The following is an 18,087-nucleotide window of genomic DNA, read 5'->3' as shown; positions in this document are numbered from 1 at the left end:
TCTACTCTGCTATATTTGGGGTGAGCCATTTTTGCGCTTTCGCGAAAGCAATATTTTTGCGGCTCGCATAGTCCTTTACTTGATCTTCTTTTATTTTACCTAGCCCGAAATACCTTGCCTCAGGATGCCCGAAATAATACCCACTCACACTTGCCGCCGGCCACATTGCCAAACTTTCGGTAAGGGTAACACCTATGGACTTTTCTACATTGAGGAGCTTCCAGATAGTCTCTTTCTCAAGGTGATCTGGACAAGCGGGATAACCTGGCGCTGGACGTATACCTTGGTATTTTTCTTTGATTAAATCTGTATTTGCTAGTGCTTCTCTGGTGGCATATCCCCAGTGTTTTGTGCGTACTTCCTTGTGTAGATATTCGGCAAAAGCTTCTGCGAGTCTATCTGCAAGTGCTTTAATCATTATAGCGCTGTAATCATCTAGTGCATCTTCAAACTCTTTTGCCTTTCTGGCTGTTCCAAATCCTGCTGTAACACAAAAAGCACCCATATAATCTTGCAATCCACTATCTAGCGGAGCAATAAAATCTGATAGCGCAATATTGGGCTTGCCCGCTGCCTTTTTTGATTGTTGCCTGAGGGTTCTAAACACCACCGAATCCTCTACTCGCTCCTGATTTACTACAATATCATCTTGGTTATTTGCATTTGCTTTAAAAAGTCCAAAAGTCGCTTTGGCAGTGAGCCATTTTTCGGTAATGATTTTTTTGAGCATTTGTTGTGCATCGTCAAATAGTTCGCTGGCTTGTTTTCCTACCACCTCATCTGTCAAAATCTCTGGGTACTTACCGTGTAAATCCCAACTCCTAAAAAATGGACTCCAATCTATATAAGGCACCAGTTCGTTGAGATCTAAATGTTCAATCACCTGTACACCTAGTTCTTTTGGAGCGACAATATCCTCGGCTATAAAATCTATTTTTAATTTATTTGCTCTTGCCTGCTCAATCGTTACGTATTCCTTAATGCGTTGTCTTGAGTTAAAATTTTCGCGAAAGCGGGCATATTCCTCCTTCAGTTTATTTTTAAAAAGAACACTTGTATCTTTCTGTAATAAATCGCCCACAATAGTTACCGCCCTGCTGGCATCGTTTACGTGCACAACGGCACTCTCATAATGCGTATCAATTTTTACAGCAGTGTGTGCCTTGCTTGTGGTCGCACCACCTATCAAAACTGGGATTTTGATATCTTGTCTTGCTAGCTCTTTGGCTAGATAAACCATCTCATCAAGGCTAGGTGTAATCAAACCACTTAGACCTATGATGTCTGCATTTTCGGCAAGGGCGGTGGCTATGATTTTTTCTGGTGGTACCATCACACCTAAGTCTATAATCTCATAATTATTGCACGCTAGCACAACGCTCACGATGTTTTTACCTATGTCGTGCACATCTCCTTTTACGGTTGCCATTACAATTTTACCCGCACTCTGACTCGCGGCTTGGGTACCGTTTCTCAGTTTCTCTTCTTCTATGTAGGGCAATAAATAAGCAACGGCTTTTTTCATCACTCGGGCAGATTTTACCACTTGAGGTAAAAACATCTTCCCACTCCCAAAAAGGTCTCCCACCACATTCATCCCCGTCATCAAGTGGCCTTCTATCACTTTAATAGGAGCATCTACAGCTTGTCTGGCCTCTTCTACATCTTCTAGAATATAGGTGTCTATTCCTTTTACCAGTGCTCTGGTAATACGGCTCTGCACATCTTCTGTTCGCCAGGCTTCGGTTTCTTTTTGTGTAGATTCTCTTTGACCTACAGTCTCTGCAAATGTGAGCAGGCGCTCTGTTGCATCATCTCTTCTATTGAGTACTACATCTTCTACACGCTCTAGTAAATCTACTGGAATATCATCATACACCTCAAGCAAGGCGGGATTAACGATACCCATATTCATCCCTGCATCGATAGCGTGATACAAAAACACCGAGTGCATCGCCTCGCGCACGGCATTATTTCCTCTAAAACTAAAAGACACATTACTTACACCACCACTCACACTACAATGAGGTAAATTATTTTTTACCCATCGCGTGCTCTCTATAAAGTCTAATGCATTGCGTTTATGCTCATCCATACCCGTCGCCACAGGAAAAATGTTGAGATCAAATATGATGTCTTCTGCCGGGAAGTTTACGTCATTAACTAAAATCTCGTAGCTGCGCTTTGCAATCTCAATGCGACGCTCATAAGTATCTGCCTGACCTACTTCGTCAAAAGCCATTACAATCACAGCGGCACCATAACGTTTGATAGCCTTTGCTTGCTGTATAAAAATGGCTGCACCTTCTTTTAAAGAAATAGAGTTTACAACACATTTACCTTGTACTACCTGCAAGCCAGCTTCTATAATCTCCCATTTTGAACTATCTATCATAATGGGCACTCTCGCGATATCTGGCTCTGCAATCACAAGATTTAAAAAGGTAACCATCGCCTCCTTACCATCTATGAGACCGTCATCCATATTAATATCGATGATCTGGGCGCCGTTTTCTACTTGATCTCTTGCAACAGATAGTGCTTCTTCAAATTGTCGCTCTTTTATGAGCCTCAAAAACTTTCTTGACCCCGCAACATTAGTACGTTCTCCTACATTTATAAAATTACTTTCTGGAGTAATCACTAGAGGCTCAAGGCCAGAAAGTCGCATATATCTAGGAGTCACATTCATTATAGCTTACATTTTCTAGGGGTTGCATTGGCTACTAGTTGAGCAATGGCTTTAATGTGTGCAGGTGTGGTGCCACAGCAGCCACCCACAATATTTACAAGGTTTTTATCTATATATTTTTTAATCTGCGTTGCCATTTGCTCTGGTGTTTCATCATACTCCCCGAAGGCATTAGGCAATCCCGCATTAGGATGTGCAGAAATACCCACTTCTGTTTTACTTGCTATAGCTTCTAGATGTGGCTGCAGCTGACTAGCGCCTAGCGCACAGTTAAAACCAACAGATAACAACGGAATATGTGATACCGAAATTAAAAATGCCTCTGCCGTTTGCCCAGAAAGCGTTCTACCAGATGCGTCTGTTATGGTGCCCGAAATCATTACTGGCGTGTCTACCCCTCGCTCCTCTTTTACCTGATCTATCGCGAAAAGCGCAGCCTTTGCATTGAGCGTGTCAAACACAGTTTCTACCAGCAGTACATCCACACCACCGTCTAGCAAGGCTTCTACTTGCTGCTTATAAGCAACTCTAAGTTCTTCAAAACTTACGGCACGATAACCCGGGTCATTTACATCTGGCGACATACTCGCAGTCTTATTTGTAGGGCCTATACTTCCTGCTACAAATCGTGGTTTGTGAGGTTCTTTTGCGGTTATGGATTGAGCGACATCTTTGGCAATTTTCGCGGAAGCGTAATTCAAATCATACACATACTCCTCCATCTCATAATCTGCCATTGCAATGGTGGTACTCGAGAAGGTGTTAGTCTCCACAATATCTGCTCCCGCCTCAAAGTACTTGCGGTGCACCTCTGCAATTGCGGCAGGCTGCGTAAGTGACAGTAAATCATTATTACCTTTTACAGACCGATGAAAATCTTTAAAGCGCTCTCCTCTAAAATCTTTTTCACTAAAGTTATATGCCTGTAGCATCGTTCCCATCGCACCATCTAGCACGAGGATACGCTCTTTTAGTGCCTTTACAAGTGCCGTGCTCATAACTAGTTAAGACTTGTAGTGATTTTTAAAATATCACTCAGCACACCTCTTGCCGTCACTGCCTTTCCTGCGCCAGCTCCTTGTATCACTAGTGGGTGATCGCCGTAGGAGTCTGTATAAATTTCAAAAACAGCATCAGCACCTTGCGTTTGCCCCAGTGCTGTGTGCTTAGATTCTTGCACTAGTTTTACTTCAAGTTGTTGTGTTTTTAAATCTAGCTCACCTACGTGTCTCAACACTTCATTTGCTCCTAGTTGGGATTTACTTTTCTCAAAAATGGCATCAAGGGTTTTTACGCTTTCGCGAAACTGGGGTAAGGTAGTGGTACCATTTAAAGCTTTAGGCACTAGTGATTGTACTTTTACATCGTCAAACTCTTTTGTGAGTCCTACCTCTCTCCCTAAAATCAAGAGCTTGCGTGCCACGTCTTTACCAGATAAATCTTCTCTCGCATCTGGCTCAGTGAGTCCCAACGCATCTGCCTCAAGTAATATGTCTGAAAAACTCTTATTCTCTGCCGAAAAGGTGTTAAACAAATAACTAAGAGAGCCAGAAAATATGCCTCGTACCTTATGTATTTCTTCACCACTATCGTATAAACTTTTTATAGTCTCAATGATAGGCAGTCCTGCTCCCACGTTTGTTTCGTATAAGAACTTCTTGTTGTGCTGTTTTAAAGATTTACGCAGGGTTTTATAAAAATCATAAGAGCGTGTATTTGCAATTTTATTTGCCGTTACGATATGAAATCCATTTTCAACGAGAGATACATAGTTCTCTACAAACTGCGGACTCGCAGTGACATCTACTGCGATAAACGAGCTTTTATAATCGTGATTTGACTCTTGTTGATGCTTTAATTTTTTCGCGTAAGCGTAAATATCATCTAGTGTGTATGGATGTGCTTGGTTCTCAAAATCTGCACTCCAGCTGCCTCTCGTCTCATTTTGAAACAACGCCAGTGTAGAGTTTGCAATACAAAAAATGTTAAGTTGCTTACTGGAAGACTTTTCATTAAAATCTGTAATCTGTGTGATGAGCGTGCTCCCCACATTACCTATACCAAAAATGGCGATGTTTATTTGTGACATAATTGTGTTGAAAAAATGGGTTTTACAAAGCTTGATAACTGCTCATATTCTATTAAAAAGGCATCGTGACCGTGTATGGATTTAATCTCATCATAGGTAGATGAGATACCCATCTCTTGTAATTGCAAGTGGGTCTCATACATCTCATCTGCTAGAAAAAGTCCGTCTGTATCTATAGCTACTTGATGCACGGTACCGGTAAAGTCACGTAGGGACTCTTTAAAATCTTTGCTTCCTTGTGTAATATCTGCACTAAGCAATAACTGATTCATAAGCCTATATGCCGATAACGAAAAACGTTCTGAGAGTTTTATGCCGTGGTGATTAAGCCAGCTTTGTGTATTATACAATTGCTCATCACGCTTACTGCGATTAAACTTCTCCTTAAAAGAAGCTGGTGTGCGATAAAAGGTCATTGCGTGCATACGCGCATCTGCTACGGGCTGGCTAGAATGGGTAAGCAAGCTGTCTTGTATGTGACATTGTGCTATCACCCAATCTGTCGCTTTCCAGTCTGTCGCAATGGGTATTAAATGTTTTATAAGCTGTGGCTGTTGGCTTGCAAGTTCCCAGGCTATCTGCCCTCCTAAGGAACCACCTACAACGGCAAAAAGTGATGTTATGTTAAGATGCTGTAGCACCTCCCCGTGTATGCGTGCGATGTCATAATTTGTAAACTCTTTATAAGCTGTAATGCGCTGCGTGCTTGCGTAGCCATTACCTGGTATATCTATAGATAGTATGGTGTAGCAACCTGTATCTATAGCTTTTTCTTTACCTATCAAATCACTCCACCAGCCTTTGTCTCCAGTTATGGTAGAGTTACCCGTGAGCGCGTGATTAACCAGTACTACAGGTGCTGTACCTAGTACCTGACCTGCCAGCTGGTATGACACTTCGAGATCACAATGATAACCAGAACGTGTGGTAAAAGATGATATGGATACTATGTTAAGCATATGTATTGTAGTTTAAGATGGGATAAAAGGCTACTTATTGTAAAAAAGCTCCAACTAGCTCTGGCAAAAAGCTAGCTGGAGCATCACAATTAATTACACTAAAACAGTTTTATCTACGCGCGCAAAAGCCGCTACGAGATCTTCTTTAAGATCTTCTATATTCTCAAGACCTACAGAAAGACGCACGAGATCTTTAGTCACTCCAGTTGCCTCTTGCTCTTGGTCTGAGAGTTGCTGGTGTGTGGTACTCGCTGGGTGTATAATGAGTGATTTACTATCACCTATATTTGCGAGTAGTGAGAAAAGCTTAGTCTCGTTTGCAATAGTTTTTGCACTTTCAAAACCACCTTTTATACCAAAGGTTACAATCCCACTCTGCCCCTTAGGCAAGTATTGCTGTGCAAGATCATTGTACTTACTTGACTCAAGGCCCGGGTAGTTTACCCACGCCACCTCATCACGAGTTTCTAGCCACTGTGCAAGTGCAAGTGCATTTTGCGAGTGCTTTTGCAATCTAATTTCTAGTGTTTCTAGCCCTTGTAATATTTGGAATGCATTAAATGGACTTAATGCCGCACCGTGATCTCTCAATCCTTCTATGCGCACCTTTGCAATAAAAGCTGCCTCTGCTAGTGCATCGTGGTATACTAAACCGTGGTAGCCAGCAGAAGGCTCTGTAAACTCAGGAAATTTACCATTACTCCAGTCAAATTTTCCTGCATCTATGATCACTCCCCCTAGTGCGGTACCATTACCGTTTATGTATTTTGTAAGAGAGTGAATCACGATATCTGCCCCGTGCTCAATTGGGTTAAGAAGCGCTGGAGTTGCCACCGTGTTATCTACAATGAAAGGGACTTTATGCGCTTTCGCGAAAGCGGAAATACCTTTTAAATCTAATACATCCAACTTAGGGTTACCTAGTGACTCCACAAAAAAGGCACGGGTATTTTCTTGTGCTGCGTTTTTAAAATTTTCTGGATCTGAAGGATCTACAAAAGTGGTTGTAATCCCAAAACGAGGAAGTGTCACACTTAGTAAATTGTACGTACCTCCATAGAGACTACTTGAAGCTACTACGTGGTCTCCTTGCTTTAGCAGTGTAAGTAGTGTGGTGTTAATTGCTGCGGTACCAGATGCGGTTACTACAGCTGCCAGTCCTCCTTCTATCTCTGTGAGGCGCTTCTCTAGCACGTCATTTGTAGGGTTATTAAGGCGTGTGTAGATAAAACCTGGCTCAGAGAGGTTAAAAAGGTTTGCTGCGTGGTCTGCATCATTAAAAACGTAGGCAGTGCTCTGGTAAATAGGCACGGCTCTTGTTCCTCCGTTTGCTGCATAATCGTGTCCTGCGTGCAACGCTTTGGTTGCTAATTTTTGTGTACTCATTTTTCCTTTTTTTGAGTTTAATAGATTCCCCCTCACCTTGTGTGAAAGGATTAAAAACAAAAGCCAAACGTCTCTTAAACCTTTTTACAGGCTCTCAAGATTTTTAAGAAAAATATTATAAGAAAAAACATAAGCACGTACCTGAGCGGTACTGCTCGATGTTATCTATCCTCAAGATTCGGTAATGAGCGACTCTTGGGTAGAATGTAGCACCTTCTTTCTAAGTGAAAGGGTTGCTAAGGCTTCATAGGGTCATTCCCTCAGCCTTTCTTGATAACATTTCAATAAGTTGTTGAACTTTGTGAGCACAAATATTGTAAAAACAATTTTACAAAAACAAACTTTTTAGAATAATTTTCTAAATAAAATTATTCTAAATCTAATTAGCCAAAAATTAAACTGTATTTAATCTATATATAAAACTATTTTTCTAACACCTCCATAAAAGCAGAAAATAGGTCTTAGAAAATTTTCACAAAAAAATAACATTACCCTACCAGATTGGTAGGGTAATAGATTATTTATATCATTAAAGTTTCTTTACTTTTGTACCCATAATAACGAGGACAGATTTGACTGCTTGCAACCTCAAAAAAAAATGGCTAAAATCAAACACAAGACTTTAACATTTCTTGTGTTATGTTTCTACCCAGCGCTCGTCAAATCTACTTCTTGACAAAAAATTAAAAAATGGCTTATTTATTTACCTCAGAATCTGTTTCTGAAGGACACCCAGATAAAATTGCAGATCAGATTTCTGACGCACTTATCGATAACTTTCTTGCTTTTGACACGCAGTCTAAAGTTGCTTGCGAGACCCTAGTTACAACTGGGCAGGTAGTTCTTGCAGGAGAAGTAAAGTCTAATGCATACCTAGATGTTCAAAAAATTGCCCGTGAGACTATTAATAAGATAGGATACACAAAGGGTGAGTATATGTTTGACGGTAACTCTTGTGGTGTACTGTCTGCCATACACGAGCAGTCTGACGATATAAATCGTGGTGTAGACCGTGAGAGCAAAGAAGAGCAAGGTGCAGGAGACCAAGGTATGATGTTTGGTTATGCGACTAAGGAAACTGAAAACTATATGCCACTAGCTCTCGAGCTATCACATAGACTACTTATTGAACTAGGTAAACTACGCCGTGAGGATGATGAGATTACCTACCTACGTCCAGATGCCAAAGCTCAAGTTACTATTGAGTATAGTGATGATAATGTGCCGCAACGCATTGAAGCTATTGTGGTGTCTACACAACACGACGACTTTGATGAAGATGAAGCAATGCTAGGTCGCATACGCGGTGACATACAAGATATTCTTATACCTCGCGTAGTAGGAATGCTACCAGAAAATATCGCTGCGCTCTTTAATGATGATATTAAGTATCACATCAATCCAACAGGTAAGTTTGTGATAGGCGGACCTCACGGAGACACAGGTCTTACAGGTCGTAAAATTATAGTAGATACCTACGGTGGTAAAGGAGCTCACGGTGGTGGTGCTTTTTCTGGAAAAGATCCATCAAAGGTAGACCGCTCTGCAGCTTATGCAACGCGTCACATTGCTAAAAACCTAGTAGCTGCCGGAGTAGCAGATGAGATACTTGTACAAGTCTCTTACGCAATAGGTGTTGTTGAGCCTATGGGAATCTTTGTAGATACCTACGGTTCATCAAATGTGTCGCTGTCTGATGGTGAGATTGCTCAAAAGGTAACCGAACTTTTTGATATGAGACCAGCTGCAATAGAAAGCAGATTAAAACTGCGCTCTCCTATATACAGCGAGACTGCAGCATATGGACATATGGGACGTACAAACGAAGTGGTAACAAAAACTTTTGAAAGCTTTGACGGTAAGAAAAAGGAAGTTGAAGTAGAACTCTTTACTTGGGAAAAACTAGATTATGTAGAGAAAATAAAAGAAGCTTTTAACCTATAATCTATCCGTATAGATAGTAAAAAAGGGAGCCTAGTGGCTCCTTTTTTTTGTTTTGTATGTTATCACTCATATGTGCTCAATGTGATGCGATTTCTCGGCAGGCTCGAAATGACAAAAATGTAGTTACTCAAATATGATTTTATCTACTTCTATCTCAAAATCTGTTGCGGCTTTTGTATTTGAAATTAGCCCTATGCGTATAATCTCTGCAAGATCATCTTTATCGGGGTGCCCTTCCAGAGGTTGCCCCAGTCTGTAGGTGCCAAAATCTGTGAGATTATAGGTGACGGTTTTCCACTCCCCTTGAGTGATGGGTAGGTTTATTTTATAATTCGGTCTCCAGAATCTTTTATACTTATTGAGCGTGAGCCCAAAATCTTGTCCCGCAGACTTATATCGTACAGTTACGGTTGTATAACTCGACAAATCATAAGACTGGTAAGGAGTTCTCAAGGATGCAAAACCACCATTATTCTCAAGACTTACGCTTCCGCGAAAGATGAAACTTTCCTTAGTTTGCTCAATGCTACCCGTAGATAATCCTCCCATCACACCATCAAGCACGACAAACCAGTCATCACAAGTGTTGCAAGTAGTTCCAAAATCAAAAGAGAGCGGTGTCGTATTCATAGTAGTTGTGATCAGTAAGGCTAAGAGATATTTCATAGCTTTTTTCTTTAAAGTTACGCTTTCGCGAAAGCGTAAACCTTATACTTACCACATTTTTAACACTACTCGACAAGTGTCATTTTCTTCTTAAAACGACGATCAATAAGAAATTGAACAACAAAAAGAAAGACAAAAATCATTCGAGCAAACATTGGGAACACCAGTGTACAGAGCGCGGCAAGAACCCAAATTATTAAAACATTTATAGCCCTTGCACGATACCAGCGATACAGTACTCTGATAAAACCTGTTTTCTTGTTTTCTGAGTAATACACATAGCGCGTCATAATTAAGTTAAAAGCACCTATAACCGCAAGATTGATACAGTAAAACATAAAAGGACCTGGGTAATCAAACCCATTTACATACATCGCTGTTGAGAATGGAAGTAAGACGATGGTGAGCAAGAAAAATATATTAATCCACAGTAGCTTACCCGTTACCACACTTACAAATTTCATTAACTTAATGTGACCTATCCAATATAATGCGCTCACTAAAAAACTCACCACTAGACCTATGAAATCTGGTATCCTGTTAGCAAGTACGGCTCCAAAAGACAACTTATTAAGTGTAGCAATACTAGGGACACCTACCTCTAGAATGAGAAGTGTCATTACAATAGAAAATACAGCATCTGAAAAGTTTACTACGCGAGCTTTATCATAAGTTTCTTGTATCATTTTTCTAAAGTAATTAAAAAAAGTAAAAGCGACCTCATAAAGAATGAAGTCGCTTTTAAAAAGTGTTTCTTGTAGTTATGCTACAAACTATACTGTACTGTAAACATTACAATACGAGGCTGCACAAAATACTCTGTATTTGAGATGGTAAAATCATTTACACTATTTGTACTTATCACATCTACATCTAGCAAGTTTGTGGCTTGTATTCTAAACTCCCACTTACTTTCTGGTTTTTTATAGTAGAGATTTGCTTCTAAGAAAGAATATCTATTTTCTATCTCTGTACTATCATCATTATCGTCATAGTTGTACAAGCTCCAGTCTGCAGCAATTGTAAATCCTTTACCAAAACTCCACTCTGCATTTGCAAATGGTCTATTTGTGAAAAAGGTTCTATCTGTCACCCCGTTATCTGAGTTTGTGCTCGTAAAGTTATAACCTATTTCAAAATTGGGTCCTTCTTTAAAATTAGTCTCTGCACTCGTTGTATAGTTTTGGGTTAAGTTTTTTGTATTACGGTCTTCTGTATTTACAATGTTATTGAGATCACTGTAGCTACCTCTTGCGCTTGCGTTAAACTTCCACTTTTTAAAACGTTTTGAGAAGCGCGCATTTGCACTTAACGTCTGGTCTGCAAAATTTGTATTATTTACAGGTCTTGATATTCTGTTTATACCTATAAAGTCACCAGCTGTCTTAATAGGATCTACACGACGGCTATAATTAACACCTCCAAAAAGACTCGTAAAGTTGAACATACTGAAGCTAAAGTAATTTAAACTCACGTCGTGATAGATGGCATTTTCTATATCTCGATTACCTCTAAAGAGGCTGTTGTAGTTATTAAACAACAAGCCTTCGACAAAATTATTTACGTCTGTATACTGGGCAGTCATCTGGTAATTAAAACGTAAGCTTTTACCTTGAGAAAACTCAACTACAGTATATAAGTCTGGCAGCACCATCCACTCACTATCTTCTGTTATGCTAGCTAGCTGTGTGCTCTTAGTAGTATAATTATGTAGTGTAAGCCCTGGTGTGATTGTAAATATGCCTGTCTTTATTTTATAATGAAGACCTAAAAACACATCACTAAAATTAAAGCGCACATCATTACCTATAGGTGTACCGTCTTCTGTCTCGTTGAGATCTTGACTGCTACCATTTTCTAAAATTTCAAATAAGTTAGAATTAAAGTCTTGACGACTCAAAGTGGTTCCTAGTGTGAAATTGAGATTACTCTTATTATTAAGAACATAGTAGTAATCTATCTTTGCGTCAAGCTTATTTGAGATAACGCTTTTATTTTGATTAATATCAAAAAGCCCGTCTGCTCCTGATGTAAAATCTATGGCCTCAAAAGGATTATCTGGATCATCTGGGTTAGGAGACGTAAAAGGCTCTTGAGATAATAACGCACTATAAAATGGATTTTCATCCTGATATAAATGCTGGAAGGTACCTGAGAATATATTATTCTCATCTAGCGTAAAATAAACGTTTGCATTTTGATTTATAGAAAATGGTTCATTCTCCTTATTCTGGTCTACAATATCTGTTGTGGTCTCTCCATCTTGCGTAATAATACTTGCGCCATCAGAAAATTCTGTTTGTTTTGACTTTTTAAGCAGTACATCATAATCTACCTGCAGGCTAGCATTAGGCTTAAACTTTGAGCTTAATTTTGCCATACCAAGCTGGTTGCGCTGGTCAGTCACTTCATCAAACCCTTGAGTAAATCCTTGATTGATAAATGTGTTGAGAGAGTTATTTACAAAGTTGGTTTTATTATCACTTAGTAGCGCAAAGCCGCTAAGGTCCCACTTAGGTGAGGCTGCATAGGTAAAGTTTGCCGCTACAAAATTAGACTCAATCTCATTTGCTCTATTATTTTGAGTAGTTAAAAAGCCTAAACCACTATCGCTTACATTAAATCCAGTACCACCTCGTCTATTAAACCCTCTAAAACCACCTGTAAAGTTGAAATAATCACGAAAAGTAAAAGGTACATCTCCTGTATTATTAAAATTAGATATAACATTAATACTTCCCTTAGGGCTGTAATAAAACAGTTTTGCCTTACCCAGATAGCGCGTCTTCTCACCATCACCTAGACCGGCAGTCACATCACCAAACCAAAAATTAGTCTTTCCTTCTTTAAGTCTTAAGTTTATCGCAACATTATCTTGATCATTACCCAGACCTCGCATCTGGTCTACTTCATTATAGTTTTTAAGTACTTCTACTTTTTTGAGTGCATCTGCAGGGATATTTTTTGTTGCTAGCTTAGAATCTCCGTCAAAAAACTCCTTCCCTTCTATCATCACTTTGCTCACAACCTGTCCTTCTACCTCAATCTCACCATCATCATTTACCTCAACACCCGGTAATTTTTTAAGTACATCGCCTAGCTTGCGTTCTGTACCATTTGTAAAACTGTCTGTATTATAAACAATGGTATCGCCTTTTATAGTAACCGGCATCTCATAGACAAGCTCTACATTATCAAGCTGATTTGGATCTTCTCTAAGTACAAAATCTTTAACTACCTCATCTGCATCTTGGGCAGGTGTAAACTCTTCTAGTATAGACTGTAATCCCAAGTAACTAACTTTAAGATCGTAAGTAACACCCGTAGCAAGATCCAGCTTATATCTACCAGATTGATCTGTAATACCGTAAGACTCTAGGGTACCTTCAGCCTTGTTTGTAGCAATAATATTTGCTAGCTCAAGCGGGTTCCCTATGCTGTCTTTAACCACACCTTTGAGTGTCATACTTTGGGCAAAAATAATGCTGGGCAATGCAAGCAGCACTGCCAAAAGAAGTTGGGTATTTTTCATCTTTGGATTGGTTGTTTTTTTACACCGCAACGTCCAGCAATTAAGGGTCGTTGTGTATAAAATAATTATGAATGTTAGTCCTACGCTTTCGTTCTTCGGCAGGCTTTGTATAGACTACAGCAAACGTAAAGCGATGATAGCTTTTCTAAAATCTGCCGCCGCCTTGACCACGTCTTCCTCCTCTGCCAAAACGCTCTGCCATTTCTTTTCCTTTTTCTTCAAGGATTTTTGTGTACTCCTCGCGGCTTACTTCCTTACCTTTTACAGGAGCCTCAATGTTTACAGGCTCTTTTGGGTTTAACACCACCTTTGTGCATAAAATAGTGGTATTACTTGTGCTTAACTCTAGTATCAAACCTGGTAACCCGCCAAACTCGTCTGGGCCGTGACTTGCAGGAATCATAGGTGTATACCAGGCTACGATTTCTTCAGTCTTTGGTTCCTCTTCGGCAACGGTTCCTCCAGCCTTTTTAATAGAGTCATTTTTTTCTTGCAACTCTCTTGCTCTTCTCCCCATTCTAGACCACAGGTTAGTCTCAAGGCTGCGCGTTGCCACTGCCTTAAAAACGGGATACTGGCCTATCATCTTACTTTCTTTTACAAGCTCCCAGTTAAGGTTATTTAAGGTGTCTTTTACAAGAAAAGTTTTACCCATCATATCATTCTCACGTGCATAGTCATTACTTGCACGGTTAGAATAAATCCCTCCTTGTGTAAAACCACCGCCAAAACCACGGCCTCCTCCACCTTGTCCTGGGGTTTCTAACTTTGCCTCTTCCTTATAAAAAGACTCATCTTTTGTAAAACTTAGTGTATATTCTTTTTCTAAGAAGCGCTTCATACGCTCCATCATTTGCTTTTTCTGAGCTTCGCTCATTTGCTGACCACGACGTCCAAAATTAGACATATCTACCGTGCGTTTGCTCTGGTAAGTGGCCACCCCAGTAATCTCCTGCGCAGTAATCACTGCCGAAAAAAGGAATGTGCAAATCATTAAAAAAGAAAAGGTAGCTTTACTCATAACATCTGTGTTTGAAATTTTAGACTATAAAGCTAGCTAATAGTTTAATAAAAATTCAAAAATTTTTATCCCTGTATCTCAATACTAATGTGATTACCTCCCTTTTTACCTTTAGTCTGGTAACGCTCCATCATTTCTTTTGCTTTTGCTGTAGAAATTTCTTCATACTCCTCTGCACTTACTTTTTTACCTTTTGTAGGTGGTGTTATGTTAAGTTTTTCGCTTGGATTGAGCACTACCTTTGTGCACATCATAGCCATCTTACCGTCATTTACTTCGAGTATAAGTCCTGGCAATCCCCAGAAACGATCTGGCCCTTGCTGCACAGGTATGTCTAGCGTGTACCAGGCAGTTGTGACCTTTGTTTCTTTTGTTGGGTCTGTTTCTTCTCCATTAACCATATTAATAGTCTCCTTCTCTTCTGTAAGTGTCGCTTTAAAACAGGTGTATTGCCCTATATTTTTCATCTCTTTCTCAAGTTTCCACTCAGGCTTTTTTAAGCTGTCTTCTATAAGGAAGTCTTTTCCCATTAGATTGGTCTTATTTGTAAAGCTCTGCTCTTCTATATTATTAAACAGCTCATCATTACTAGTAGATACCTGAATTTGTATCCCGTTACTTGAAGGCGCTTGTGGCTTGTTTAATGTTGCATTTTCTTTCCACAAAGACTTTTTACCATCAAAGGTGAGTGTGTATTCTTTTTGAAACTGCTTGCGTAGCTGCTCTTGTAAGGTCTTCTGTATATCGCTTGTAATACCCGAAGTGCTATCCATCTTCATTTCTATATGACGTTGCGTTTGGTATGTTGCCACTCCAGATACTTGTTGTGAGTACGCTTTCGCGAAAGCGCAAACCATCACAAGCACTAGTAAATTTTTGGATATAGATTTCATAGTCTTTATGTTATTTGTTGTTCTTATTATTTTGTTGCTCTAGATTTTCAACTCTAGATTTTAATTCTAAAAAGGTCGGACTTTTTTCTAATATGCTTGCCGCTTCCGAAAGTTCTTTCTCAATATTGCTTAAGTCTTCTTTTGTAAGCCCAGCAAGTGGGGTTTGATCATCTTCATCTAGATTTATAGTAATTTTTACATTTTTTGTAACCTTAGCATTAAAACCTTCTGGAGTAATATCTTCTTTTTCAAAAGTGTAACTTACTTTCTGACCTGCTTCCTTTAATTTTGCCTCTATTTTTGCTATTTCTTGGTCTGTAAAAAAAGTAGTTCTATTTGTATCTTCAAGCTTTTCAGAAAGAACTGTGAGCGCCTCTTTTAGTTCTTCTTTAAATTCTTGAGACACTTCGAGCTTCAACTCTTTTTGTTGAGCAAAAGAAACACTCACTAGTAAGGATAGAATGATTGTGATAATTGTTTTCATATAGATTGGTTTTAAAATGTTTGTTGTATTGAACAGTACAAATATGGAGAACATCTTTGGGTATTTGAGTTAACAACCGTTAACGAGTGTTAAGCGATTTGGTAACAGCTAGTTAACCCACTACATTTGAATTATGCAAGAAAGACATTATAAAACCATATTGTACTTTATAAGCGCCGTCATAATATGCACACTCGCAGTGCAGATTTACTGGAATTATAAAAATTATGAGGTGGGAAAAGCACAGCTCAAACGTGATATGCAAACCAGTATTGATAATGCTGTAAGCGCCTATTATGAAGATATCACGGCTTCTAACACTATAGGATTTCTGGGAGACGATCAAAATCTAGATTTATTTTTTAAATCAGATAAAATGCAGAATCTAGGTAAGCGTGTAGACAGTGGTCTTACTATAAATAGTATTAAAATAGAAGAGACTAATAATGATGATAACATTATAGTAGAAGGTGCAAGCCCAACAGAACTAGACAGCATTTTTGCCAGTCGTGTGGTTAAAGTAGATACCACATATGCTCAAGAATTTAAACGCAACTCACCTACATCGAGCAGTCAAACTACTTTTAAAGTATTTGGCGAAAGTGAGAAAGCAGTAGAAGTGCTTTCAAAAAGAATAAAAAACAACCTACTTACCTCACAACAGATAACAGACTCGTCACAAACAGCATTACCAGATAGACTGGAAGCACTTACAGACCTTACAACGAGTATAGTTTTGTCATTTAAAGATGATAAGATAAACGTGCCTACCCTAGATAGCCTTATTAACCTAGAGCTTACGCGAAAAAATCTAAACAACACACAATATACTATTGCTTACAACACAGCAGAAAGTGACACCACACAAACACTCAATAATCACGATCTTGCTATCGTCTCTACCTCAAATTTACTCCCTAAGAAGAGTAGCCTAGCCGTAGGTTTTAAAAATGTAGCCAGTATCGTTTTACAACGTAATTTACTAGGGATGCTCCTCTCCCTACTACTTGTAGGTGCTGTAATAGCCAGCCTACTCTACCTCCTTAAAATCATACAAGAGCAAAAGCAGCTTGCCGAGATTAAAAATGACTTTATAAGCAACATCACCCACGAGTTTAAAACCCCCATAGCCACCATAGGTGTAGCTATAGAAAGTATACAACACTTTAATGAGGCAGACAGTAAAGAGAAAACAAAAAAGTATCTTGAGATGTCATCACAGCAAGTATCAAAACTCAACACAATGGTTGAGAAACTACTTGAGACCGCCACATTAGACAGCGAAGCTTTAGAACTTAATAAACAAGAGACTAACCTCGCTGAGCTACTTGAGCACATCACACAGTCACATCAAGAAACCACAAATGGCAAAGCACTAATCTTTACCACTCAAGACAGAAATATAATGGCATCTATAGATGTTTTTCACCTAGAAAACGCGCTAGATAATATTATAGATAACGCCATAAAATATGGTGGAGTCACCATAAAAATAACCCTTAACAGCACCAAAGAAAATATACAAATCACCATCGCAGACGGTGGCAACAAGCTTACAAAACAACAAGCTCAACACATTTTTGACAAGTTTTACAGAGTGCCAAAGGGAAATAAGCACGATGTAAAAGGTTTTGGTATAGGTCTCTACTATACAAAGACCATTATAGAAAAACACAGTGGTAATATCACGGTACAAACCCAACCCACCACTTTTAAAATCACACTGCCATATGTCTAAAATAAATCTACTACTCGCCGAAGATGAGCCTGCGCTAGGCCAGATTGTAAAAGAGAGCCTTGAGACTAGGGACTTTACCGTCACACTATGTCCAGATGGTGAGACTGCTTTTGAAAAATTTAAACAAGACACTCCAGACATACTTGTACTCGATGTAATGATGCCTAAGATGGATGGTTTTACTCTAGCCAAAGAAGTAAGAGCTATAAATGATGAAATCCCCATTATATTTCTCACAGCAAAGTCTCAACCAGCAGATGTTGTAGAGGGGTTTAGCATAGGTGGTAATGACTACCTAAAGAAACCCTTTAGTATGGAAGAACTCATCGTGCGTATTAAAAACTTATTGAATCACTCTGCACAACAAAAAAAGTCAGAGGTACTTAAGGTGGGTGACTACAGCTTCGACTTCCCGAGGCAAGAGTTGCATTACAATAATGACGTCACCCGTCTCACACATAGAGAAGCCCATCTTCTTTTTAATCTGGTAAAAAATAAGAATCAAGTGCTGGACCGTAGCCTGATTTTAAAAAAACTATGGGGCAATGATGATTTTTTCAACGCACGTAGTATGGATGTCTTTATCACAAAACTTCGCAAGAAACTCAAAGAAGATCCTAAAGTAGAAATTGTAAACGTGCGTGGTTATGGCTATAAATTGCTGTGCTAGATTTAACGCAAAG

Annotated in this window: 14 protein-coding genes and 1 riboswitch; of the genes, 3 read left to right on the top strand and 11 right to left on the bottom strand. The window is 39.2% G+C overall.

Annotated elements, in window-relative coordinates:
* Window position 1 precedes the first annotated feature (1 nt).
* The 5 genes from metH to ACFO5T_RS11410 all read right to left on the bottom strand — a co-directional run bounded on the left by metH (window position 2) and on the right by ACFO5T_RS11410 (window position 7,126).
* Complete coding sequence (gene metH / locus ACFO5T_RS11430) at window positions 2-2,692, bottom strand: methionine synthase (protein ID WP_380034502.1); 2,691 nt, start codon at window positions 2,690-2,692, stop codon at window positions 2-4.
* Window positions 2,692-3,690, bottom strand: coding sequence for a homocysteine S-methyltransferase family protein (locus tag ACFO5T_RS11425; protein ID WP_380034500.1), 999 nt, complete (start codon window positions 3,688-3,690; stop codon window positions 2,692-2,694). Before ACFO5T_RS11425 ends, metH begins: the two co-directional genes overlap by 1 nt.
* Window positions 3,691-3,692: 2 nt before the next feature.
* Window positions 3,693-4,781 (bottom strand): homoserine dehydrogenase family protein, encoded by a 1,089-nt coding sequence (locus tag ACFO5T_RS11420; protein ID WP_380034498.1) that lies wholly within the window; start codon window positions 4,779-4,781, stop codon window positions 3,693-3,695.
* Window positions 4,769-5,740: an alpha/beta fold hydrolase gene (locus ACFO5T_RS11415; protein ID WP_380034496.1), complete on the bottom strand. Its 972-nt coding sequence runs from the start codon at window positions 5,738-5,740 to the stop codon at window positions 4,769-4,771. The genes ACFO5T_RS11420 and ACFO5T_RS11415 overlap by 13 nt, the downstream gene beginning before the upstream one ends.
* Before the next feature lie 93 nt (window positions 5,741-5,833).
* Window positions 5,834-7,126 (bottom strand): O-acetylhomoserine aminocarboxypropyltransferase/cysteine synthase family protein, encoded by a 1,293-nt coding sequence (locus tag ACFO5T_RS11410; protein ID WP_021778056.1) that lies wholly within the window; start codon window positions 7,124-7,126, stop codon window positions 5,834-5,836.
* Between the two features lie 158 nt (window positions 7,127-7,284).
* A riboswitch (SAM riboswitch) is annotated at window positions 7,285-7,406 on the bottom strand.
* Window positions 7,407-7,816: 410 nt separating this feature from the next.
* On the opposite strand from ACFO5T_RS11410, the gene metK reads away from it, so the two are divergent.
* Window positions 7,817-9,070, top strand: coding sequence for a methionine adenosyltransferase (gene metK / locus ACFO5T_RS11405; RefSeq protein WP_380034494.1), 1,254 nt, complete (start codon window positions 7,817-7,819; stop codon window positions 9,068-9,070).
* Window positions 9,071-9,193: 123 nt separating this feature from the next.
* On the opposite strand, the gene ACFO5T_RS11400 is transcribed toward metK, so the two are convergent.
* From ACFO5T_RS11400 to ACFO5T_RS11375, 6 genes are all read right to left on the bottom strand, one after another.
* Entirely contained in the window at window positions 9,194-9,736 is a 543-nt protein-coding gene (locus tag ACFO5T_RS11400) for a CIA30 family protein (protein ID WP_380034492.1), read from the bottom strand.
* Window positions 9,737-9,801: 65 nt separating this feature from the next.
* Window positions 9,802-10,422, bottom strand: a complete 621-nt coding sequence (locus ACFO5T_RS11395; protein WP_380034490.1) for a TMEM175 family protein — start codon at window positions 10,420-10,422, stop codon at window positions 9,802-9,804.
* A gap of 80 nt (window positions 10,423-10,502) precedes the next feature.
* Window positions 10,503-13,268, bottom strand: a complete 2,766-nt coding sequence (locus tag ACFO5T_RS11390) for a carboxypeptidase regulatory-like domain-containing protein (protein WP_380034488.1) — start codon at window positions 13,266-13,268, stop codon at window positions 10,503-10,505.
* A gap of 145 nt (window positions 13,269-13,413) precedes the next feature.
* Window positions 13,414-14,289, bottom strand: coding sequence for a GLPGLI family protein (locus tag ACFO5T_RS11385; RefSeq protein ID WP_380034486.1), 876 nt, complete (start codon window positions 14,287-14,289; stop codon window positions 13,414-13,416).
* Between the two features lie 65 nt (window positions 14,290-14,354).
* A complete protein-coding gene (locus ACFO5T_RS11380; protein ID WP_380034484.1) occupies window positions 14,355-15,182 on the bottom strand; it encodes a GLPGLI family protein in 828 nt (275 codons plus the stop codon).
* Between the two features lie 10 nt (window positions 15,183-15,192).
* Window positions 15,193-15,666 carry a hypothetical protein gene (locus ACFO5T_RS11375; RefSeq protein WP_380034482.1) on the bottom strand — a complete coding sequence of 158 codons (474 nt, stop codon included), beginning with the start codon at window positions 15,664-15,666 and terminating at the stop codon, window positions 15,193-15,195.
* Between the two features lie 133 nt (window positions 15,667-15,799).
* On the opposite strand from ACFO5T_RS11375, the gene ACFO5T_RS11370 reads away from it, so the two are divergent.
* On the top strand, window positions 15,800-17,404 hold the full coding sequence (locus tag ACFO5T_RS11370; protein ID WP_380034480.1) for a sensor histidine kinase: 1,605 nt from the start codon (window positions 15,800-15,802) through the stop codon (window positions 17,402-17,404).
* A complete protein-coding gene (locus ACFO5T_RS11365; RefSeq protein ID WP_380034478.1) occupies window positions 17,397-18,074 on the top strand; it encodes a response regulator transcription factor in 678 nt (225 codons plus the stop codon). The genes ACFO5T_RS11370 and ACFO5T_RS11365 overlap by 8 nt, the downstream gene beginning before the upstream one ends.
* Window positions 18,075-18,087 lie beyond the last annotated feature (13 nt).

Source organism: Dokdonia genika, from assembly GCF_042652845.1.
Lineage (GTDB): Bacteria > Bacteroidota > Bacteroidia > Flavobacteriales > Flavobacteriaceae > Dokdonia > Dokdonia donghaensis.
This window is presented reverse-complemented; position numbering and strand designations above follow the sequence as displayed.